9 protein-coding genes are annotated in these 18,995 nt (G+C 73.6%); 5 read left to right on the forward strand and 4 right to left on the reverse strand.

Annotated features, from left to right (window positions below; translation table 11 throughout):
* Positions 1 to 6 precede the first annotated feature (6 nt).
* A complete protein-coding gene (locus ACFYOY_RS08855) occupies positions 7 to 1,596 on the forward strand; it encodes an ABC transporter substrate-binding protein (RefSeq protein WP_351897313.1) in 1,590 nt (529 codons plus the stop codon).
* A 15-nt stretch (positions 1,597 to 1,611) separates the two neighbouring features.
* Here the strand turns inward: ACFYOY_RS08855 and ACFYOY_RS08860 are convergent, their stop codons facing one another.
* Positions 1,612 to 2,409 (reverse strand): SAM-dependent methyltransferase, encoded by a 798-nt coding sequence (locus ACFYOY_RS08860; protein WP_351897318.1) that lies wholly within the window; start codon positions 2,407 to 2,409, stop codon positions 1,612 to 1,614.
* Between the two features lie 118 nt (positions 2,410 to 2,527).
* The gene (locus ACFYOY_RS08865; protein WP_388585703.1) at positions 2,528 to 3,496 is read right to left on the reverse strand and encodes a VC0807 family protein; all 969 of its coding nucleotides are present in this window, start codon (positions 3,494 to 3,496) and stop codon (positions 2,528 to 2,530) included.
* A 419-nt stretch (positions 3,497 to 3,915) separates the two neighbouring features.
* Here ACFYOY_RS08865 and ACFYOY_RS08870 point away from each other — a divergent pair, with 419 nt between their 5' ends.
* On the forward strand, positions 3,916 to 6,156 hold the full coding sequence (locus tag ACFYOY_RS08870; protein WP_388585705.1) for an MMPL family transporter: 2,241 nt from the start codon (positions 3,916 to 3,918) through the stop codon (positions 6,154 to 6,156).
* Here the strand turns inward: ACFYOY_RS08870 and ACFYOY_RS08875 are convergent.
* The gene (locus ACFYOY_RS08875) at positions 6,133 to 6,729 is read right to left on the reverse strand and encodes a hypothetical protein (protein ID WP_388585708.1); all 597 of its coding nucleotides are present in this window, start codon (positions 6,727 to 6,729) and stop codon (positions 6,133 to 6,135) included. The genes ACFYOY_RS08870 and ACFYOY_RS08875 overlap by 24 nt on opposite strands.
* A gap of 250 nt (positions 6,730 to 6,979) precedes the next feature.
* Between ACFYOY_RS08875 and ACFYOY_RS08880 the strand changes: the two genes are divergently transcribed.
* Positions 6,980 to 8,299 (forward strand): WS/DGAT domain-containing protein, encoded by a 1,320-nt coding sequence (locus tag ACFYOY_RS08880; protein WP_351897341.1) that lies wholly within the window; start codon positions 6,980 to 6,982, stop codon positions 8,297 to 8,299.
* Here ACFYOY_RS08880 and ACFYOY_RS08885 read toward each other — a convergent pair.
* The gene (locus tag ACFYOY_RS08885; protein WP_388585711.1) at positions 8,248 to 9,405 is read right to left on the reverse strand and encodes an SDR family oxidoreductase; all 1,158 of its coding nucleotides are present in this window, start codon (positions 9,403 to 9,405) and stop codon (positions 8,248 to 8,250) included. The two genes, ACFYOY_RS08880 and ACFYOY_RS08885, sit on opposite strands and share 52 nt — an antisense overlap.
* A 427-nt stretch (positions 9,406 to 9,832) precedes the next feature.
* On the opposite strand from ACFYOY_RS08885, the gene ACFYOY_RS08890 reads away from it, so the two are divergent.
* Both ACFYOY_RS08890 and ACFYOY_RS08895 read left to right on the forward strand, forming a co-directional pair.
* Positions 9,833 to 17,641, forward strand: a complete 7,809-nt coding sequence (locus ACFYOY_RS08890; RefSeq protein WP_388585714.1) for an SDR family NAD(P)-dependent oxidoreductase — start codon at positions 9,833 to 9,835, stop codon at positions 17,639 to 17,641.
* 44 nt (positions 17,642 to 17,685) lie between these two features.
* Complete coding sequence (locus tag ACFYOY_RS08895) at positions 17,686 to 18,573, forward strand: diiron oxygenase (RefSeq protein WP_351897363.1); 888 nt, start codon at positions 17,686 to 17,688, stop codon at positions 18,571 to 18,573.
* Positions 18,574 to 18,995: the final 422 nt, after the last annotated feature.

Raw genomic sequence — 18,995 nt, forward strand, 5'->3', positions numbered from 1 at the left:
GGAAGCATGCTGTTCCGTCTGTTCCGCCGCCACCCTCGCGAGTGGGGGCCGCTCGAATGGCTGGGCGTCTTCGGAGTCGGCGCCCTGGTCGCCGTCGCGATCACCGTCGTCGTCAACGTGGTGCAGGGCCCGGGCAGGTGCGGTGACGATCTGCGGGAGATCGACGGCGACTGCGTGGGCGTCACCGCGGAAGCCTTCGAGGCGGACCCGGGCATCGAAAGCCTCATCGGGGCGGTGGCGGACGAGAACGCGCGGGTGCGGCAGGACTGGGAGGATCCAGCGAGCGGGCCCAAGATCCCGTACGTGCGGATCGCGCTGATGATGCCCTTCACCGCGGACGACCACAGCGCCATGACGGTGGACATGATCCGGCGCGGACTCGCCGGTGCCCTGGCCGCCCAACGGGAGGCCAACCGCTTCGGCGGGCCGCACTACCAGCTGCTGCTCGCCCCCGACGGCCGGAACCTCGACCGCTGGCAGCCCGTCGTCGATCGCCTCGCCGAGCTGTCCAAGGACGCCCGGGCGCCGCTGGTCGGCGTGACCGGCATCCCGAGCAGCACCCCGGAGACCCGCAAGGCCATCGCCGCGCTCAGCAAGCACAGCATCCCCACCGTCGGCCCGGTCATCACCGCGGCCAACATGAACTCCCCGTACTTCTTCAAGACCTCGCCCAACAACGACCAGTTCGCCCGCGCCCTCAAGCTCTACCTGGACAGGAAGCCGGCGGGGCACCGGGGCTTCCTGGTCTGGGACAACCGCAGCGAGGACGTCTACTCCCAGAATCTGCGCAGCGTCTTCGACCGGCACTTCGGCACGGCGTACGACCTGACCAACCACAACTCGAACTTCACCGGCACCTCCGGAACCGACAAGGGCATCCCCCAGCGGTTCACCGACGCCGTGCAGAAGATCTGCAACGAGAAGTCCGACACCGTCTTCTTCGCCGGCCGCGACCAGGACCTGCCCGCGTTCATGGAGCGCATGGCGCAGGAGGGCAACTGCGGGCGCACCACGACGCTGCGCATTCTGAAGGTGGGCATCGGCCTGGAGCCCACTCTCACCGCGGACGCGCCCACACGGTGGCTGGACGAGGCACGGGCCACGATCGTCGACGCCTCCTCCGTCGACCCCGCCTGGTGGGCGGGGAAGAGCAACCCCAAGAAGGCGCTCGGCCGCTTCCTCGACCGCTTCGAGGAGATACGGAAGCAGCACAAGCTGGGCAACAAGCCGCTGGATGACGGCTACGCCGTGATGTACCACGACGCCTTCGCGCTGCTCGCGGGCGCCGTGGACCGCACCTTCGCCGAGATCAACGAGGGCGGCAAGAAGGCGCCGGAGGCGATGAGCATCCCGACCAAGGACGATGTGTACAACACCCTCATCATCCCGAGCATCGCCGGCAACTCGTGCACCTCCTGCCTGGTCGGCGCCGGAGGTACGTACGGTTTCGAGGGCCCGGGCAAGAACGACCAATGGGCCGTCTGCAAACCCGTACCCGTGGTCGAGTACCCGTCGAGCGCCCGCTCCGGCGCCCCGGGCGCGGCCGCCCTCTACCGCACCTACCGCAGCGGCTCCGAAAGCGCCTGCCCCTCCTGACGCGACAGCGGCGGCTCAGCCCGTCTTGCGCGCCACGCCCCCGTAGTAGCCGATATCGCCGGGCCTGGTCCGCGGCGGGGCGTCCGGGCGCCAGAACGGGACCTCGGCCAGACCGGGCTCGACCAGGGTGAAGCCGTCGAAGAGCCGCTCGACCTCGGCGCGGGACCGCAGATTCAGGGTGGCGGTGGCGCTGTCGTACACGGCCTGGGCCGCGCTGCGGTCGGCGAAGTCGCCCGTGGCGTGGGAGAGCACCAGGAAGCTCCCGGCCGGAAGCCCGTCGCGCAGGGTGGCGAGGACCCGCTCGGGCTCCTCCGCCCCGGTGAGGAAGTGGACGATGGCGACGAGAAGCAACGCCACCGGCTCGTCGAAGTCGATGACCTGGCGGACCTCGGGGTGGTCCAGGATGGCCCGCGGGTCGCGCAGGTCGGCCAGCGCGATGCTGGTCGCGGCGGAGCCGCGGAGAAGCACATTGGCGTAGGTGTTGACGATCGGGTCGTTGTCGACGTACGCGACGCGCACGTCCGGCTCCAACTCCCGGGCGATCTCATGCACGTTGGGGGAGCTGGGCAGCCCGGTGCCGATGTCGAGGATCTGCCGGATGCCGTTGCCGACCACGTAGCGCACGGCGCGCCGCAGGAAGTCGCGGTTGGCCCGTACGCCGCTCCACACCTCGGGCGCCGCGGCGGCGAGCCGGTCACCCGCCTCGCGGTCCACCTCGTAGTTGTTCTTGCCCCCCAGCAGGTAGTCGTAGATCCGGGCAGGGTGTGGCCTGCTGGTATCGATCTCCTCGGCGCGGAAGCCGTTCTCCGTCACGCTGTTGCTCCTCTCGACGGCCGTCACGGCCCCCGCATGCGTGTCCGGCTGTCGAACAGCTTCCCATATCGACGCCGCGCCCGGCCGCCGGACTTCACCCGCGGCCGGCTACGCGGTGTCAGGCGGGCTCGGCCGCCTTCGCCTCAGCGGCCCTCGCCTCAGCGGCCTTCGCCTCAGCGGCCTTCGCCTCAGCGGCCTTCGCCTCGGCGGGCGTTGCCTCGTCCGCTGCTGCCTCAGGCTCAGCCTCTGCCTCGGCCACCGCCTCTGCCTCGGCCTCCGTCCCAGCTTCAGCGTCGGCCACCTTCTCGGCCTTGGCCACCGCCTCAGGCTCAGCCTCTGCCTCGGCCGCGGCTGCCGCTGCCGCGGCGGCGCGCGCCTGGCCCTTGCGGCGCGACCGCTTGCCGTACACGCCCGTCCAGACGCCGAGGGAGGCGAGCACGGCGTAGATCAGGACCGGGCTCAGGACCACCATGGTGTCGGTTCTCAGCGTGTAGGACAGCACGATCCGGACCGCGGACTCCATGCAGTAGGCCACGCCCCACACGGTCGTCATCGTCAGCATGGCCTTGCGGAAGCCATCGACCTTCCACAGACCGTTCCACCAGGCGGTGCTCGCCTCGGTGCCGTCGGTGGCGAACTTGCGCCCCAAGTAGAACATCAACGGCCGCGGCGTCAGCAGCGTCGCCAGGCACAGCAGCCCGAACAGCCCGGTGACGGCCGAGTCCTTGATCAGTAGGGCGCGGGCCGAGTGCGCGCCGACGGTCGATACCACGGCGGTGATCACGATGAACACGAGGGTGACGATGGCGAGTTCATCGAGGCGGCGGCGCCAGACGATGTGAACGGCGCCGTCGACCACCGGCCAGGCGCTGCTGAGCAGCAGCGCGGCGAATTCGCTCCAGCCGTGGTCGCGCAGCACGTTGTAGGTGAGGATCGGGGCCGCGACGTTGAGGGTGAGAGTGACGACCCAGCCGAGAATGGCGGCGCGCCTGGACCGGGCGGGCGCGGCCGGTCGGTCGCTGATCGGTGGTGCTTGTGAATCCGGTGCGCTGGAAGCGCCTTGCGTGGTGGTGTCCTGAGTGAGCACGGTTCCCCTGTAAGTGTTCCTGGTAGTGCGGGAAAAGAGAAACGTAAAGCAGTCATGTCGTAAGAGGACAGTGCCGGGACATCAAATGTCGCCAAAATCTCGGCAGAAGGTTGTTTCAGGGGGCCGGTAACGGTCAAGTGGCTGCTCGGAGCGGTATTCCGTAGCCCTCTCCGGTGTTTTGGGGCGTCAAAGGCCATTGCGGTGAGAGGCCCTGAGAAAAGCCCTTTGCGAACCCGGTCCGGTAAACGACAGTTTCCGTTGTATACGGGTGCACCGGAAAATCCGGCCGCCACCCCTGATAGCGGGTCATTGCGGGGCTTCTCCGCACACCTGGGTGACCTGGAGGAGTGTCGTTCGTTGGGCGTCCTGTGCGGGCCGTCCCACCGTGGGCGCCGGCGCGGTGAGCCAGGGAGGGTGGCATGTTCGTCCGGCTGGGGCGTTTCGACGTCGCGCGCAGGGTCTGGGTGCTCGCGGGGGCGGTGCTGGTGCTGGTGGTCTCCTGCTGGGCGTGTTCCGGGCTGTCCGGGCGGCTCAGCTACGGCGGCTTCATGGCGCCGGCCGCCGAGGCGACCCGGGCGGCGGACGCGATCCGGACCGAGGTGGGGGAGGGTGGCGCGGACGTCCTGGTCACCTTCCGCAGCAAGGAGCTGACCGCCGTCCGCCCCGCCTTCCGGGAAGCGGTGGAGGACGCGCTGCGCCGGGCGCCCAAGGGCACGGTGGACCGGGTGACGACGGCCTGGTCCTCGGCCAATCCGCTCCTGGTCTCCCTCGACCAGCACGCGACCGTGGTGCCCATCCTGCTGCAGGGCGACGGGGAGACCGGCCGCACCCAGAGCTATCTGGCGCTGCGGGACACCCTGCGCGCACCGGGGTTCGAGGTCACCTGGACCGGGCCGAGCGCGATCATCTCGGAGATTGTCCAGCGCTCCCAACGCGACCTGGTGCGCACCGAGTTGATGGTGCTGCCGCTGATGATGCTGCTGATGGTGTTCGTCTTCCGGGGAGTCGTCGCGGCACTGCTGCCGGTGGTCACCGGAGTCCTGGCGACGGCCGCGGCCCTCGCCGCGCTGCGCGCCGTGGCCGATGTCATCGAGGTCCCGTATGTGACGGTCAACCTCGTGGTGGCCATCGGCCTTGCGGCGGGCGTCGACGCCGGTCTGCTCATCGTCAGCAGATTCCGGGAGGAGCTGCGGGCGGGACGCACTCCGGCGGAGGCCGTCGCCGTCACCGTCGACACCGCCGGGCGGACGGTGGCGCTGTCCGGCGTCGTCATGACCTTCATCGCCGTGGGCCTCGCCTTCTTCCCGCTCGGTTTCGTCCGTGCGCTGGGCATCGGCGCGGCGGCCGGGCTGCTGGTGGGGGCCCTGGTGACGGTGACGGTGCTGCCCGCGCTGCTGTTCTGCCTGGGCGAGCGCGTGGACGCGCTCTCACCGGCCTGGCTGCGACGCCAGGGCGGCCGCCGGGACGGGGCGCTGTGGGGTCGCGTGGCCCGTGCGGTGATGCAGAAGCCCATCGCCTACACCTGCGCCGTCTCCGCGCTGCTGCTCGCCCTCGCGGTGCCGTTCCTGCACACCGTCATCGGCTTCCCCGACCAGCGGATGCTGCCCGCCGGGGCGCCGGCCCGGGTGGCGGCCGAACGCATGGAACACGACTTCGCCGTCTCCGGCCTCGGCACCCTGCAGGCCATCGCCACCTTCGACCACCCCGTGGACCGCGGCCCGGGCCACGCCGACCTGCTGACCTGGACGCGGAACGTCTCCGAACTCCCCGGCGCCCGGGGAGTGCTGGTGGCCGGGACCACCGGGAACAAGGCCGTCATCTACGTCGGCCAGGACCAGCGGGTGGAGAGCGACTCGGCCAAGTCACTGGTGCGTGCCGTGCGCGCGCTGCCCGTACCCGGCGGCAGCGGTGTGCTGGTGGGCGGCGCGTCGGCCCTCGCCGTGGACACCATGGACACCTTCTACCGGCTGCTGCCCCGGGTGCTGGCCTTCATGGTGGTCACGAGCTTCGTGCTGCTCACCGTCGCCCTGCGCTCGCTGGTGCTTCCCCTCAAGGCGCTGGTGATGAACGGCTTGTCCATCGGCGCCTCCTTCGGCGCCCTCACCTGGATTTTCCAGGACGGACACGCCAGCAGGCTGCTCGGAGCCGAACCGACGGGTTACGTGGACGCGCTGGCACCCATCGTCATGCTGTTCCTCCTCATCGCGGTGTCCATGGACTACGAGCTGTTCCTGCTGCTGCGCATCCGTGAGCAGTACCGCCTGCTCGGGGACGACCGGGAGTCGGTGGCGGTGGGGATCGAGCGCTCGGGACGGGTGATCAGCGCCGCCGCGGCGGCCGTTCTGGTGGTGACGGCCTGCTTCGCGACCAGCAGCGTGGTCATGGTGAAGGAGATCTGCGTCGGTGTCTTCCTGGCGGTGCTGATCGACGCGGTGCTCGTACGAGCGGTCCTGGTGCCCGCCGTCATGCGGCTGCTCGGCGCGGCGAACTGGTGGTGGCCCCGCTTCTCCTGGAACTCCGGCATGGTCGGGAAGTCCCGCTCGGGCAAGGGCGGGCGGAAATGGCGTACCGGCAAGGGCGGGCGACCGGAGGCCGCCCCGGAACACGCGGCACGGCTTCCGGCCCCCGCCGAGGCGTCAGCCGAACGTCAGCCGCGCTGAGCCGCTGCCCGAGCCGCCGGCCAGCCTGCCCTGCGTCCAGCAGTCCCGGCCCACACCGCGGTCGTTCACCGTGATGTCGACGCCCACGGAGCCCGCGAAGAGGCCCCTGGCGATCTGCACGTTCTCGGCCCTGAAGGTGACGTTGCCGTCGGCGTCGTTGGTGAAGCGGAGCTTGCCGCCACCGGTGCTGGTGCCGACCAGCGCACCGCCCGGCCCGATCCACTCCGCCGTGCCCGTGCCGGTGCCGATGGCCGCGGCGCAGGTGCCCTCGGCCATGCCCTCCAGGGTGACCCGCACCTTGGAGACCACGGCGGAGCCGAAGCAGTTTCCGGTGATGGTGGCCCGGTAGCCCGCGACGCCGCTTTGGTCGCGCACGAGCACCAGGTCGGGGTTGGTGGGCTCCACTGTGGCCGTGCCCTTGCAGGTCAACGGCAGGGGAACGGCCGGAGCTTCGGCGGCCGCGCGGGCCGGGGGCTGCTGCCCCAGTAAGGCCACGGCGGTCGCCGAGGCCGCCAGCAGCCCCAGGGCCGCCGTATGGACGAGGGCGCGCCTGCGCCCGTTCGCTGAAGTCACGCACTTCTCCCAGGTCGGGCCACACGAAGAGGTGGCCGCTTCCGATGATTGATCCGTCCGATGATGGCGGCCGGAGGAGCCGTGGCCGTTGGTCCGTGCGGGTGATTCACCCGCACGGTCACCAAGGTGTACCCGTTGTCGTGAAGGCGCCCGCCGATCGCTGACGCGGCAGCCCCGGGCGGTGACTTGGGCGCCGCCCGGGCGTTGTTCCGGCTGCCGGTCGGTGGCACCGGCGGAGGGGTGGTGGAGGATGACGAGGAAGCCCGGGAAGCCGATCGCGAAACCGACCGGGAGACTGCCGTTTCCGGACGCCGCTCTCGTGGCGTACGGGAAGGCGCACCCCGGCACCGGACTGACCATCGGCGTGGTGCTGGAACTGGAGGGCCCGCCTCCCGACCGGCGCCAACTCGCCGCCTCGCTGGGGCCGGTGACGGAGCTGCTGGGCACCGCGCCCTCGGACGGTGGCCCGTGGAGTGGCGCGGACGAGTACACCGAGGCCGCTCCGGAGCGGGGCCTGTCCGACGTGGCGCACGAGGTGCTGGCCAGGCCGCTGGAGCCGCACCGCTGGTCCTGCTCCACGGTGGCGGGGCTGCCGGGGAGCACGTCCGCCCTGGTGTGGCGGGCGGATCACCGGCTGCTCGACGGGGCGGGAGTGGTCGGCGTACTGGCCGCCTGGACGGGCGCCCAAGACCCTGATGCCCATGGCCCGGGCGCCGCCACGGCGTCCCCCGCGCGGGCCGAACCATGGCGGGCGCGCGGCGCCCTGCACCGTGCCGTCACCGATCCGCTGCGCGCGGCCTGGCTGTGCGGGACGCCCCTGCTGGAGCGGCGCCGGGGGAGCGCGGCGGAAGCCGACGGTGGCCCGCCCGCCACCCTCTCCTACGCCCGCGCGGAGACGGACCTCGGCCTGCTGCGTGGCATCGCCCGCCGCCACGGCACGACCGTCAACGATGTGTACCTGGCCGCGCTGAGCGGGGCGCTGCGCACCCGGCCCGAACTCCACGGCCCCGACGGGCAGATGCGCGCCCTGGTCCCGGTGAACGTCCGGGGGCCGGGGGACGCGGCCGTGCTGCGCAACCGCCATATCCCGCTCCGTATCCCGCTCCCCGTGGCGGAGCCCGACGCCGGACGCCGCCTCGCCCTCGTCGCCGCAAGCACGGCGGGCCGGGCCCGCGCCCTGCGCCATCCGCTGGTGCGCGCGGTGTTCCGGTCGGTCCCCGCCGCGGTCGGGGGATGGTGTTTCGAGCGGTACTTCGACCCGGGCCGCGCCACCCTGCTCGCCAGCAATGTGCGGGGCCCCTCGTCCCCGCTGGTGGTGGCCGGGCGGCGGGTCCTGCGCGTACTGCCGCTGAACTTCCTCCCGGCCGGACACCGCCTGTCCGCCGTCCTGGCCACCGCCCAGGGCCGGGCCGTGGCCGGCTTCACCACCACCGAGCCGCGCCGGAGCGCCGAGTCGTTCGCGGCCGCCTGGCTCGGGGAGTTGCGGGTGCTGGCCACGGCGGGGCCGTGGGGGAGGGTTCAGGCGGCCGGGGCGGGTGCGACCGCCTCTCCGGCCGCGTCGGCGAGGTAGGTGGCGTCCAGGGGCTTGGGGTCGGGCAGGCCCGCCGTGTCCTGGAGCAGGTTGCTCCGGTCGTACGTCCTGCGTTGCGCGGTGAAGACCAGCAGCGAGGCCAGGTGGTGCGCGAACAGCGACTCGTACGGATCCGGGTCGTCCAGGTCGTCCACGAGGTCCAGGGACAGCCCCGGGTACAGCCGCTCCAGGACCTTCACGGCCGTGGCGAAGGGCGTGTTGTGCGGATGGGTCAGGTGCACCGTGCGCACCCCCGCGGGGGCGCCCGGACGGGCCGCCGCCGCTCGCGCGGCGCATACCGCCGCGCGCGCCGCGTACTCCACCGGGACCAGGTTGAGCGCCCCGCCGCTCCCCGCGCGGACCCGTACCCGCAGACCGCTGCCGTGGGCGTCGCCACCGTCGAGGAGGGAGGCGAGCGCCGGGTCGTCCTCGGCCCTGCGGCGCAGCGCCTCGTGGATGAGGAACGCCAGCACCGCCAGCGGCTGGCGCTGCCCGCTGCCGGGGACGGGCCGGTCGGAGACGAGCAGCGACGGCCGCAGGATCGTGGCGCCCCGGCCGGTGCGGGCGCTCCAGGCGTGCACCGCGCGTTCGGCGGTGTACTTGCTCTCCTCGTACGGCGTCAGGAAGCCGTGGCCGCCGTCCAGGTCGTCCTCGAGGATGTGCCCCTCGGTGCGTCCGCCGGCGACGTACGCGGTGCTCAGGTGGACGACCCGCGCCCCGGCCGCCTCGATGGCCAGGTCGAGGACGCGCCGGGTGCCGAGGACGTTCGCCTTGAACAGCGGCACCGGGTCGTCGTGCAGCGCGAGGTGCGCGGCACAGTGCCAGACCACCGAGCACGCGTCGGTGAGGGCGCGGCGCTCGCCGTCGGTCAGACCGAGGCCGGGCAGGGTGAGGTCGGCGGACACGTACCGCAGGCGCCCGCGCGGCGTCGTGGCGCCCGCCAGGCCGTCGAGCCCGTCGAGGGCCGTCTCGACCCGCGCCCGCAGATTCCCTTCCCCGCCCCGGCCGAGGACGGTGACGGGCCGGTCGTCGCCGTCGTCGGCGAGCAGGTGGCGCAGGATGCGGCTGCCGAGGAAACCGGTCGCGCCGGTGAAGAGTACGGCCATGGCGGGCTCCAGAGGTCGAAGGGCGGGCGAGGGGCTTTTGCGATCCGGCGGCGCGATCCGGCAGCGGATCCGAGGGGGCCACGCGATCCGGTGGCGGATCCCACCGCGCCGGGACCGCGCCGGTGACCGCGCCGGGGGCGCGTGCCGAGGACACCACACCGACCGCACCCCGCCGCGCCGCCCGGTCCGCCGTATGCGCGCTCTGTACGCGCGCTCTGTATGGGCCCCGTCCGCAGACATCACCCGAATGGGCTAAGCGGTCCGGGCCGGCTCCGTTCACCTCACCGAGTGCACTTCGCCGCCGTTCCCTCCAACGGGTGTACAGGCGGCCTCGGCGGTGGCCCGTCTGGCCTAGTGTGCGTCGCTGCCGAGAGCGTGACGCGGGCTTCCCGCCGGTGTCGCGAAGTGACTGGAGAAAGGCCCCGGTATGTGTCAGGACGAGGCCGAACCGATCGCGGTGGTGGGGGCGGCCTGCCGGCTTCCCGGTGGCATCCGGGACCTGGACGGGCTCTGGGAGGCCCTGGAGCAGGGCAGGGACCTGGTGGGAGAGGTGCCCGCGGACCGGTTCGACGCCCGCCTGTTCACCGACCCCGCCGTGCCGCGCCGGGGCAAGTCGTACACCGCGGCCGGGGGTTTCCTCGACGACGTGGCCGGATTCGACGCCGCCTACTTCGGGATCTCCCCCAAGGAAGCGGCCCACATGGACCCCCAGCACCGGCTGCTGCTGGAGATGACCGCTGAGGCGCTGGACGACGCCGCCGTGGATCCCGCCACGCTGGCCGGTTCGGACACCGCGGTGTTCGTCGGCATCTCGGACGCCTCCTACGGCGCGCTCCAGATGTCCGCGCTGCGCACGGTGGGCGCCTACACCATGTCGGGTGCCGCCTCGTCGATCGCCGCCAACCGGGTCTCGCACGCCTTCGATCTGCGCGGCCCCAGCATGGCGATCGACACCGCGTGCTCCTCCTCCCTCGTGGCCCTGGACCGCGCCTGCCGCACCCTGTGGGAGGGCGGCGGCCGGGCCGCCGTCTGCGGCGGGGTCAATGTGCTGCTCAGCCCGTTCCACTACGTGGGGTTCTCCCAGGCGTCGATGCTCTCCCAGCGGGGCCGGTGCGCCTCCTTCTCGGCGCAGGCGGACGGGTTCGTCCGGGCCGAGGGCGGCGGCGTGGTGCTGCTGAAGCGGCTGTCGGACGCGCTGGCCGACGGCGACCGGATCCACGGGCTCGTCCTGGGCACCGGCAGCAACAGCGACGGCAGGACCATGGGTCTTGCGCTGCCCAGCCCCGAGGCGCAGGAGCGGCTGCTGCGCGAGGTCTACGACCGCGCCCGGGTGCACCCCGACGAGCTGGTGTACTTCGAGGCGCACGGCACCGGCACCCCGGTCGGCGACCCGCTGGAGGCCCTCGCCATCGGCCGGGCCCTCGGCGTACGCCGGATCTCCGGCGCCCTCCCGCTCGGCTCGGTGAAGACCAACCTCGGCCATCTGGAGCCCGCGTCCGGCATGGCCGGTCTGCTCAAGGCCCTCCTGGTGCTGCGACACCGCACCGCGCCGGCCTCCCTCCACGCCGAGCCGCCGCACCCTGACATCGACTTCGAGGGCCTCGGACTGCGGCTCACCACCCGGCCCACGGCCCTCGCCCCCGCCACGACCGGCGCGCGCGCCGTCGCCGGGGTCAACTCCTTCGGCTTCGGCGGCGCCAACGCCCACGCCATCGTGGCCGAGCCCCCGCCCCTGCCGGACCGCCCGCAGCCCCCGCGCTCACCGGTGCCCCTGCTCGTCTCGGCCCGCACCGCCAAGGCACTGTCGGAGGCGGCCGAGGCCACGGCCACGCACCTGGACGAAACGACCCCCGCCGACTTCTACGACCTGGCCCACACCTCCTGCCTCCGCCGCGGCCGCCACGAACACCGCGCCGTCGTCTGGGCCGCCACGCCGGGGGAGGCGGCGTGCGCACTGCGCGCCTTGACCGCGCCGGAGCCCGATCCGGGGCGGCCGGGTGTCGATGGGTCTGGTGGGGCCTCGACCGCCCCCGCCCGGGAGCGAGCCGCCCCGGGCGCGGTGAGTGCCGCCGCCGATAGCGGGCGCGTCGCCTTCGTGTTCTGCGGGAACGGCTCGCAGTGGGCGGGCATGGGTGCGGACCTCTTCTCCGCCGACGCCGTCTTTCGTCGCGCGGTGCGCGAGGCCGACGCCGAGCTCGCGCCGCGTCTGGGCTGGTCGGTGGCCGATCGTCTCACCGCGCCCGCCGGGGAGGCGGACCTGGCCGCGACGGAGGTGGCCCAGCCCCTCCTGTTCGTCGTGCAGTTGGGCATCGCAGCGGTGCTGCGCGCCCGGGGTATCGAGCCCGCCATGGCCGTCGGCCATAGCGTCGGGGAGGTGGCCGCCGCCCACATCTGCGGAGCGCTGTCCCTGCCGGACGCGGCGCGGGTGATCGCCGAACGTGGCCGGGTGCAGGGGACCACGGTCGGCAGTGGCCGGATGGCCGCCGTCGGGCTGTCCGCCGACCGGGCCGCGAAGGCCCTCGCCGGGTACGGGGAGAAGCTGGAGATCGCCGGGGTCAACAGCGCCGAGGACGTCACGGTGGCCGGTGACGCCGAGGCTCTGGCACTGCTCGGCGCGGAACTCGCCGCCGAGGGCGTCTTCTTCCGCGATCTGGGCCTCGACTACGCCTTCCACAGCCGCCACATGGACCCCACCGAGGACGAACTCCGCGCCCGGCTGGCCGACGTGACGCCGTCGCCGGTCCGGGTGCCGCTCTACTCGACCGTCACCGGCTTCCGCGCCCGCGGCACCGATCTCGACGCCGCGTACTGGTGGCAGAACGTGCGCCGCCCCGTCCTCTTCGCGGACGCGGTGCGGCGCGCCCTCGCGGACGGGGCCGGCATCCTGCTGGAGATCGGCCCCCACCCCGTCCTGCGCGCCTACCTCCGGCGCGTGGCGTCCCGGCGCGGAAAGTCCGGCATCGGGACCGGCATTGGGATCCGCACCGGCACTGGCCCCGGCAGCACTGTCGTCCTGCCGACCCTGCGCCGTGGGGCGGACGGCCCCGCCGCCCTCGGGGCGGCGGCGGCCGGAGCGCTCGCGGCCGGGGCCTCGGCCGACCTCACCCGGTACTTCCCGGTGCCGGGCCGGGTCACCCGGCTCCCCGCCTACCCGTGGCAGTACGAGCGCCACTGGTCCGGCACCCCCCGCTCCTGGGCCAACTCCAGCGGGGACGGCGTCATCGTCCACCCCCTGCTCGGCGAGCGCATGCCCACCGCCGTCCCCAGTTGGGAAGGCGCGATCGAGCCCGTCCTCGTGCCCTGGCTCGCCGACCACCGGCTCGGCGGATCGGTCGTCATGCCGGCCACCGGATACGCCGAAGCGCTCCTCGCCGCGGGGCGCGCCGTGCACGGACGGCCGGTCGAGGTGGCACACCTCGACGTCAGCGCCAGCCTCGTGGTGCCCTGGGCCGACGCCTCCGCCGTACGGCTGCGGGTCGGCCTCGACCCCGACACCAGCCTCGCCACGGTCACCAGCACCGACGAGCGCGGCCCGGAGCCACGGGCGCACGCGCGGGCCCGGGTGCGCCCGCTGCTGAGCCCCCGGCCCGAGCCGGTGGACCCGGAGCGTCTGCGCGCCCTGTGTACGACGCGCGTCAGCGGCGAGGAACACTACGCCGCCTGCGCCGAGGTGGGGCTCGTCTACGGGCCCGCGTTCCGGACGCTGGACGAGGTGCGCCTGGGGGCGCGGACCTCGGTCGCCACCTACCGGCATGAGGCCCCGGGCACCCCGTACACCGCGCACCCGGCGCTGCTCGACGGGGCCCTCCAGACCGGTGTCGCCCTCCTCTACGACCGGCTGCGGGAGCGGGGTGCCTATCTGCCCGCGTCCATCGGCGCGGTGCGGGTGTGGTCGGCGCCGTCGCCCACCGGGATCATGTGGGTCACCGAACGCGACGCCACCGACAGCGAGGTCTGCTGGGACATCACGGTCGCGGACGCCGACGGCACCGTCACGGCACGCCTGGAGGAGTGCCGGCTGCGTCTCTTCCCGATCGCCCGCACCACCCCCGTCACCCTCCACCACACCGTTCCGCGGGCCGCTCCCCGCGCCCACCTCCCGGCCGCGCCCTCACCCCTGCCGTCACCCGAGGTCATCCTCCGGGACGCCGCCCCGCGCCTGGACGCCGTACGGGAGCGGTGGCGCGAGGCCCGCTACGACCTGACCTCGCGTCACGACGAGGAGCTGACCGCGCGCTCCGCCGCCGCCGCGCTGGCCCGGCTGCTGCCCGACCCCGCGGCGCCGTTCACCGCCGACGACCTCGTGGCGGCCGGTATGGAGGAGCGGCACCGCCCCCTGATCGCACTGCTCGAACCCCTGCTGCTGCGCCGCGGCCTGCTCACCGAGACCCCCGGCGGCCGGTGCCTGACCCCCGACGCCCGCCACACCCCGCCGCCGGTGCGCGAGGCCCTCGTCCGGGCCCCCGGGGATGTGCACCGGATCGCCCTGGCCACACATCTGACCCGGCACCTGGCGGACGTCCTCACCGGCCGCGCGAGCGCCCTGGCACTGCTCAGCGCCGAATCGGCCGCGCACCTCCTGGAGCAGTACTACGACACCGCGCCGATCTCCCGCTTCCACAACCGCCTCGCCCAGGCCCTGCTCCGCGCCCTGCTGGCCCACTGGCCCGCCGACCGCGCGCTGCGCGTCCTGGAGATCGGCGCCGGCACCGGTGGCATGACCGCGGCGCTGCTGCCCCTGCTGCCCGGCGACCGCACCCGCTACCGCTTCACCGATGTCTCACCGGCCTATCTGACCCGCGCCCGCAACCGCTTCGGCGACTACGACTTCGTCGAGTACGGCACCTTCGACCTGGACCGGGACCTCGCCGAACAGGGCTACCACCCACAGGGCTTCGACCTCGTCGTCGCCGCCAACGCGCTGCACACGGCCAAGGACCTGGAGCCCGCCCTCGGCCGCGTGGCCTCGCTCCTCGCACCCGGCGGACACCTGCTGGCCTTCGAATGCCACGAGCCGGAGATCCTGCTCCCCGTCTTCGGCGCCCTCGACAGCTTCCACCACCGCACCGACACCGGCCTGCGGCCCGGCTCCCCGCTGCTGACCCGCGAGCTGTGGCCCGCGCTCCTGCGCCGGTGCGGCTTCACCTCCTGTGCCCGTACCGGCGACACCGAGCCGCCCGGACGCGACCACGCCTCCGTCCTCCTCGCCGCGGCCGGTGGCGCCCCCATCCCCGCCGCCGCACCGCCACCCCCCGCCCCGTCCGCCGCGTACATCGTCTGCGGCGACACGGCCGACGACCCGCTGCCCCACGCCGTCACCGAGGCGCTGACCGCACACGGCGCCGGGCACAGCGTCCTCACCGACGCCCACACCGACGCCGCCGCGTGGACCCGGGCGCTGACCGAGGCCGGCACCGGCGGGACGACCGTCGTCCTGGTCCTGGGCGGCGCCGAACCCGACGACGCCGAGGAGGCCGTCGCCCGCGCCACCCACGCCGGCCAGACGCTGCGGGCCGTCGCGGAGGCGCACCGGTCCCTCGGTTCGCCGGCCGGGGTCCGCCTGTGGCTCGTCACCCGGCCGCACGGCGCCGAGGCCACCCCGGGACCGATCACCCATCCCACCGACGCCGCCGCCTGGGGCGTGGCACGCTGCCTGGCCAACGAGGAACCCGACCTGCGCGGACGCCGCCTGAGCCTGTGCCGGGGCGGCGACCCGGCCGCGGACGCCGCCCGGCTGGTCCGTGAACTGCTCGAGACCGATACCGCCCAAACCGCCGAGGACGAGGACGACGACGAGGACGAGATCGTGCTCACCGCGCACGACCGCTTCGTCCCGCGCGAGCGCGCCCTGCCGCCCGCCGTCCCTGCCGCGGACGGCGCGGCCCCGCCGCCGTTCGCCCTGCGGGTGCGTCGGCCCGGCCTCTCCTACCGCCTCGCTTGGCAGGAGATCGCCCCGCCGGTCGCGGGTCCCGGAGAAGTGGTCGTCGAGGTGCGCGCCGCTTCCCTGAACTACCGGGACATCATGCAGACGGTCGGGCTGCTGCCCACGGAGGCGCTGGCCGGCAGCCCACGCGAGGAGAACCTCGGACTCGAATGCGCGGGCGTGGTCACCGCCTGCGGGCCGGGCGTGGACCGCTTCGCGCCCGGGGACCGGGTCGTCGGGCTGCTGACCGGGGCGCTCTCGTCCCACGTGGTCAGCCCGGCCCGCAACCTGTGGCCGATCCCCGCGGGAGTCACCTTCGCGGAGGCCGCCAGCGTGCCCGTCGCCCTGTGCACCGTCCACTACAGCCTGCTGTACACCGCCCGGATGCGGGCGGGGGAGACCGTGCTCGTGCACGGCGCGGCCGGTGGCGTCGGCCTCGCGGCCCTCCACTACGCACGAGCACACGGCGCCACCGTCATTGCCACGGCGGGCAGCGAGCCCAAACGCGACCTGCTGCGCGCGCTCGGCGTGGAACACGTCCTCGACTCGCGCTCGCTGGACTTCACCGTCCAGGTCATGGACCTCACCGGTGGCGGGGGAGTGGACATCGTCCTCAACTCCCTCTCCGGACAGGCCCTGGCGCGGGGCCTGGAGGTGCTCCGCCCCGGCGGCCGCTTCATCGAACTCGGCAAGCGCGATTTCTACGAGGACCGGACCCTGCCGCTGCGCCCCTTCGGCTCCCACATCTCCTTCCACGGCGTGGACCTGACCACCGTGCTGCGCGACCCCCGGCTGCTGGGGGACCTCCTGGAGGACGTGGGGCGGACCCTGGGGGACGGCCGGGCGCCGGAGAAGGGCCCCGAGTTCCAGCCGCTGCCGCACACCGTCTTCCCCGCCGCCCGTGTGGCGGACGCCTTCCTGCTGATGCGCCACTCACGCCATATCGGCAAGGTCGTCGTCACGTTCGACCCGCTGGACGAGCCCTGTGCCGTCGAACCCGCCTCCTCGCTCGCCTCTCCGCCCGGACGTGCGACGCCCACCGTGCTCCGCGCGCCCCGACTCGACCCGGACGCCTCCTATCTGGTCACGGGCGGCACCAGCGGCTTCGGCGCGGCCACCGCGCGGTGGCTCGCCGGGCTCGGCGCCCGGCATCTCGCCCTGGTGAGCCGCAGCGGGGCCCGCGGTCCGGAGGCCGCCGCCGTGCGCGACGCACTCGCTCCGGACGGGGTGCGGGTCACCGCGTACGCGGCGGACGCCGCCGACGCGGAGGCGATGCGCCGGGTGCTGAAGGACGTCGAGGAGAACGGTCATCCGCTGCGCGGTGTGGTCCACGCGGCCATGACCCTGGACGACGCGCCCCTCGCCGAGCTGACCGCCGAGCGGATGAGCGCCGTCCTGCGGCCCAAGATCGCCGGGGCCCATGTTCTGGACACCCTGACCCGCGGGCGTCCGCTGGACTTCTTCCTGTGCTATTCCTCCACGACCGCCATGGCGGGCAACTTCAAGCAGTCGGCCTACACAGCGGGCAACCTCTACCTGGAGGGCCTGGCCCGGCTGCGCCGCCGGCAGGGAGAGGCGGCGCTCACCCTCGCCTGGGGCGCCATCGGCGAGATCGGTTACGCGGCCCGCAACGACCTGCTCGACTCCCTCCACGGCCTGGGCATCGAGCCCCTCGCCCCGGGCACCGCCCTCGACCACGGCCGGCGGCTGCTCGGCGACGACCGGCCGGACGCGGCCGCGGTGGTGGGCGTCTCCCGGACGGACTGGTCGCGCGCCGCCGTTCTGCTGCCCCTGCTGCGCGCCCCGCGCCTCGGAGACCTCGTACCGCCCCAGGTGGGGGACGGGGAGGCCACCCGCGAGGAACTCCTGCGCCGGCTCTCCCTCATGGACGAGGAGGCCGCCCTCGCCCACCTCGTGGACCAGCTCACCCGCCTGCTCGCGGAGGTCCTGCACATGGACCACGAGGCGCTCGACCCGCACCGGCGCCTGGACTCCTACGGCATGGACTCGCTGATGGCCGCTCAGGTGCTCGTCTCGCTCAACCAGCGCTACGAACTCGACATCCCGCCCATGGAACTGCTGCGCAGCAACGGCACCATCGCCGAGTTCGCCAGGATCGTGCAGCTCCGGCTGGGACTGCAGGTCACGGCTCCCCCCGGCGCCCCACCGGGCCCCGGCATCCCCGGCCCCGGCATCCCCGCCCCCGCGACGGAATCCCCCGCCGCCACGGAAGTCCAGGCCCCGGCAGGACCGCTGCCCGTCCCGGCCCAGGCCGGGCCGGACCGCTCGGTCACGGCAGGCGGTGCGCGGTGAGGGAACCACAGCCGCGGGGCCGGTCCGCGCCCACCCCGGCCGGCATGCCACGCCAGGGGCCGGCCGAGGTGGCCGGACGGCTGCTGCGCACCGCGGCCAAGCACACCTACGACCCGGCCCTCGCCATCGACTGGGACGCCCCGCCCGAGCCCGGTCACTGGTATCTCCAGCCGGAGCGGATGTCGCTGTACGCCACCCCCACCTGGCACCGGCTGAGCGAGGAGCGGCGCCTCGCGCTCTCCCGCAGCGAGTGGGCCAACATGATCAGCATGGCCACCTGGTTCGAGCTGACCTTGATGCAGATGCTCACCGGCCATCTGACCGCCCGCGATCCGGCGTCGCCACGCACCCACTACGCGCTGAGCGAGGTGGCCGACGAGACCCGGCACGTCGCCATGTTCGGCCGGGCCCTCGGCACCCTCGGCTGCCCGGTCTACCGGCCGCCCGCCCTCGTCCGGCACCTGGGCCGGGCGGTGCTCCCGCAGCTGCGCGGTGCGAGCCTGTTCGCGGCCGCCCTGCTGATCGAGGAGGTCTACGACCGCTTCCAGCGGGAGGCCATGGGCGACGAGCGGGTGCAGCCCCTCGTACGGCAGGTGTCGCGCCTGCATGTGATGGAGGAGTCACGGCACATCCGCTTCGCCCACTCCGAACTCCAGGACGCCACGCGCGGCAGGTCGGGTGCCGTCCTGGAGTTCCACCGGCAGCTGACCGCCTGGTGCGCGATGCTGGCCATGAGTACGTACACCAACGCCCCGATCTACCGCGCCGTGGGCCTCGACCCGCGCCGCGCCGCCCGCGAGGCCCGCGCCAATCCGCACTTCCGGCGGACCATGCGCTGGGCGGGCGAGCGCCTCGTCGCCTTCCTCACCGACGCCGGACTGATCACCGCGCTCCAGCGCCCGCTGTGGCGCCGGAGCCTGCTGCTCGGCTGAACGCGCCCCGGGGAAAGGGCACTTCAGCCGAAGATCGCGACGGCCTCGATGGTCAGCTCACCGGTCCCCGGGTTCCAGTCGCGCACCTTGCCCAGGCAGCGCGCCGGGAACGTGCCCGCGTGGCTGTCGTCGTTGCGCAGCCCGTCCGTGGTGCACAGGACACGGACCTGCGAGCCCTCGGCCGGGTCTTCCGTCCGCCGGTCGTACGCGCCGCCCGGGTCAGCTCCGCGGTGTCCGCCTCGCCGAACCGGAGCGGGAAGGTGGGGACGTCACGGACCGCCTCCGGCTGTGCCGCGTACGGCACTGGAACTCCTTCAGACCGATGCCGGAGGTGTTTTCGCCATCGGTCATGAGGACGATGGAAAGGGGCTGTCCGTGGTGGTCGCGGGCGATGCCGGACGCCTTCCGGTAGGCGTGGTCGA

Origin of the sequence: Streptomyces sp. NPDC007875 (assembly GCF_042868035.1) — a bacterium.
GTDB lineage: Bacteria > Actinomycetota > Actinomycetes > Streptomycetales > Streptomycetaceae > Streptomyces > Streptomyces antimycoticus.

Excerpts from the sequence above, each read along its gene's own strand:
- ACFYOY_RS08855 (WP_351897313.1), top strand. The coding sequence starts at position 7 with ATGCTGTTCCGTCTGTTCCGCCGCCACCCTCGCGAGTGGGGGCCGCTC.
- ACFYOY_RS08870 (WP_388585705.1), top strand. The coding sequence starts at position 3,916 with ATGTTCGTCCGGCTGGGGCGTTTCGACGTCGCGCGCAGGGTCTGGGTG.
- ACFYOY_RS08880 (WP_351897341.1), top strand. The coding sequence starts at position 6,980 with ATGACGAGGAAGCCCGGGAAGCCGATCGCGAAACCGACCGGGAGACTG.
- ACFYOY_RS08885 (WP_388585711.1), bottom strand. The coding sequence starts at position 9,405 with ATGGCCGTACTCTTCACCGGCGCGACCGGTTTCCTCGGCAGCCGCATC.
- ACFYOY_RS08890 (WP_388585714.1), top strand. The coding sequence starts at position 9,833 with ATGTGTCAGGACGAGGCCGAACCGATCGCGGTGGTGGGGGCGGCCTGC.
- ACFYOY_RS08895 (WP_351897363.1), top strand. The coding sequence starts at position 17,686 with ATGCCACGCCAGGGGCCGGCCGAGGTGGCCGGACGGCTGCTGCGCACC.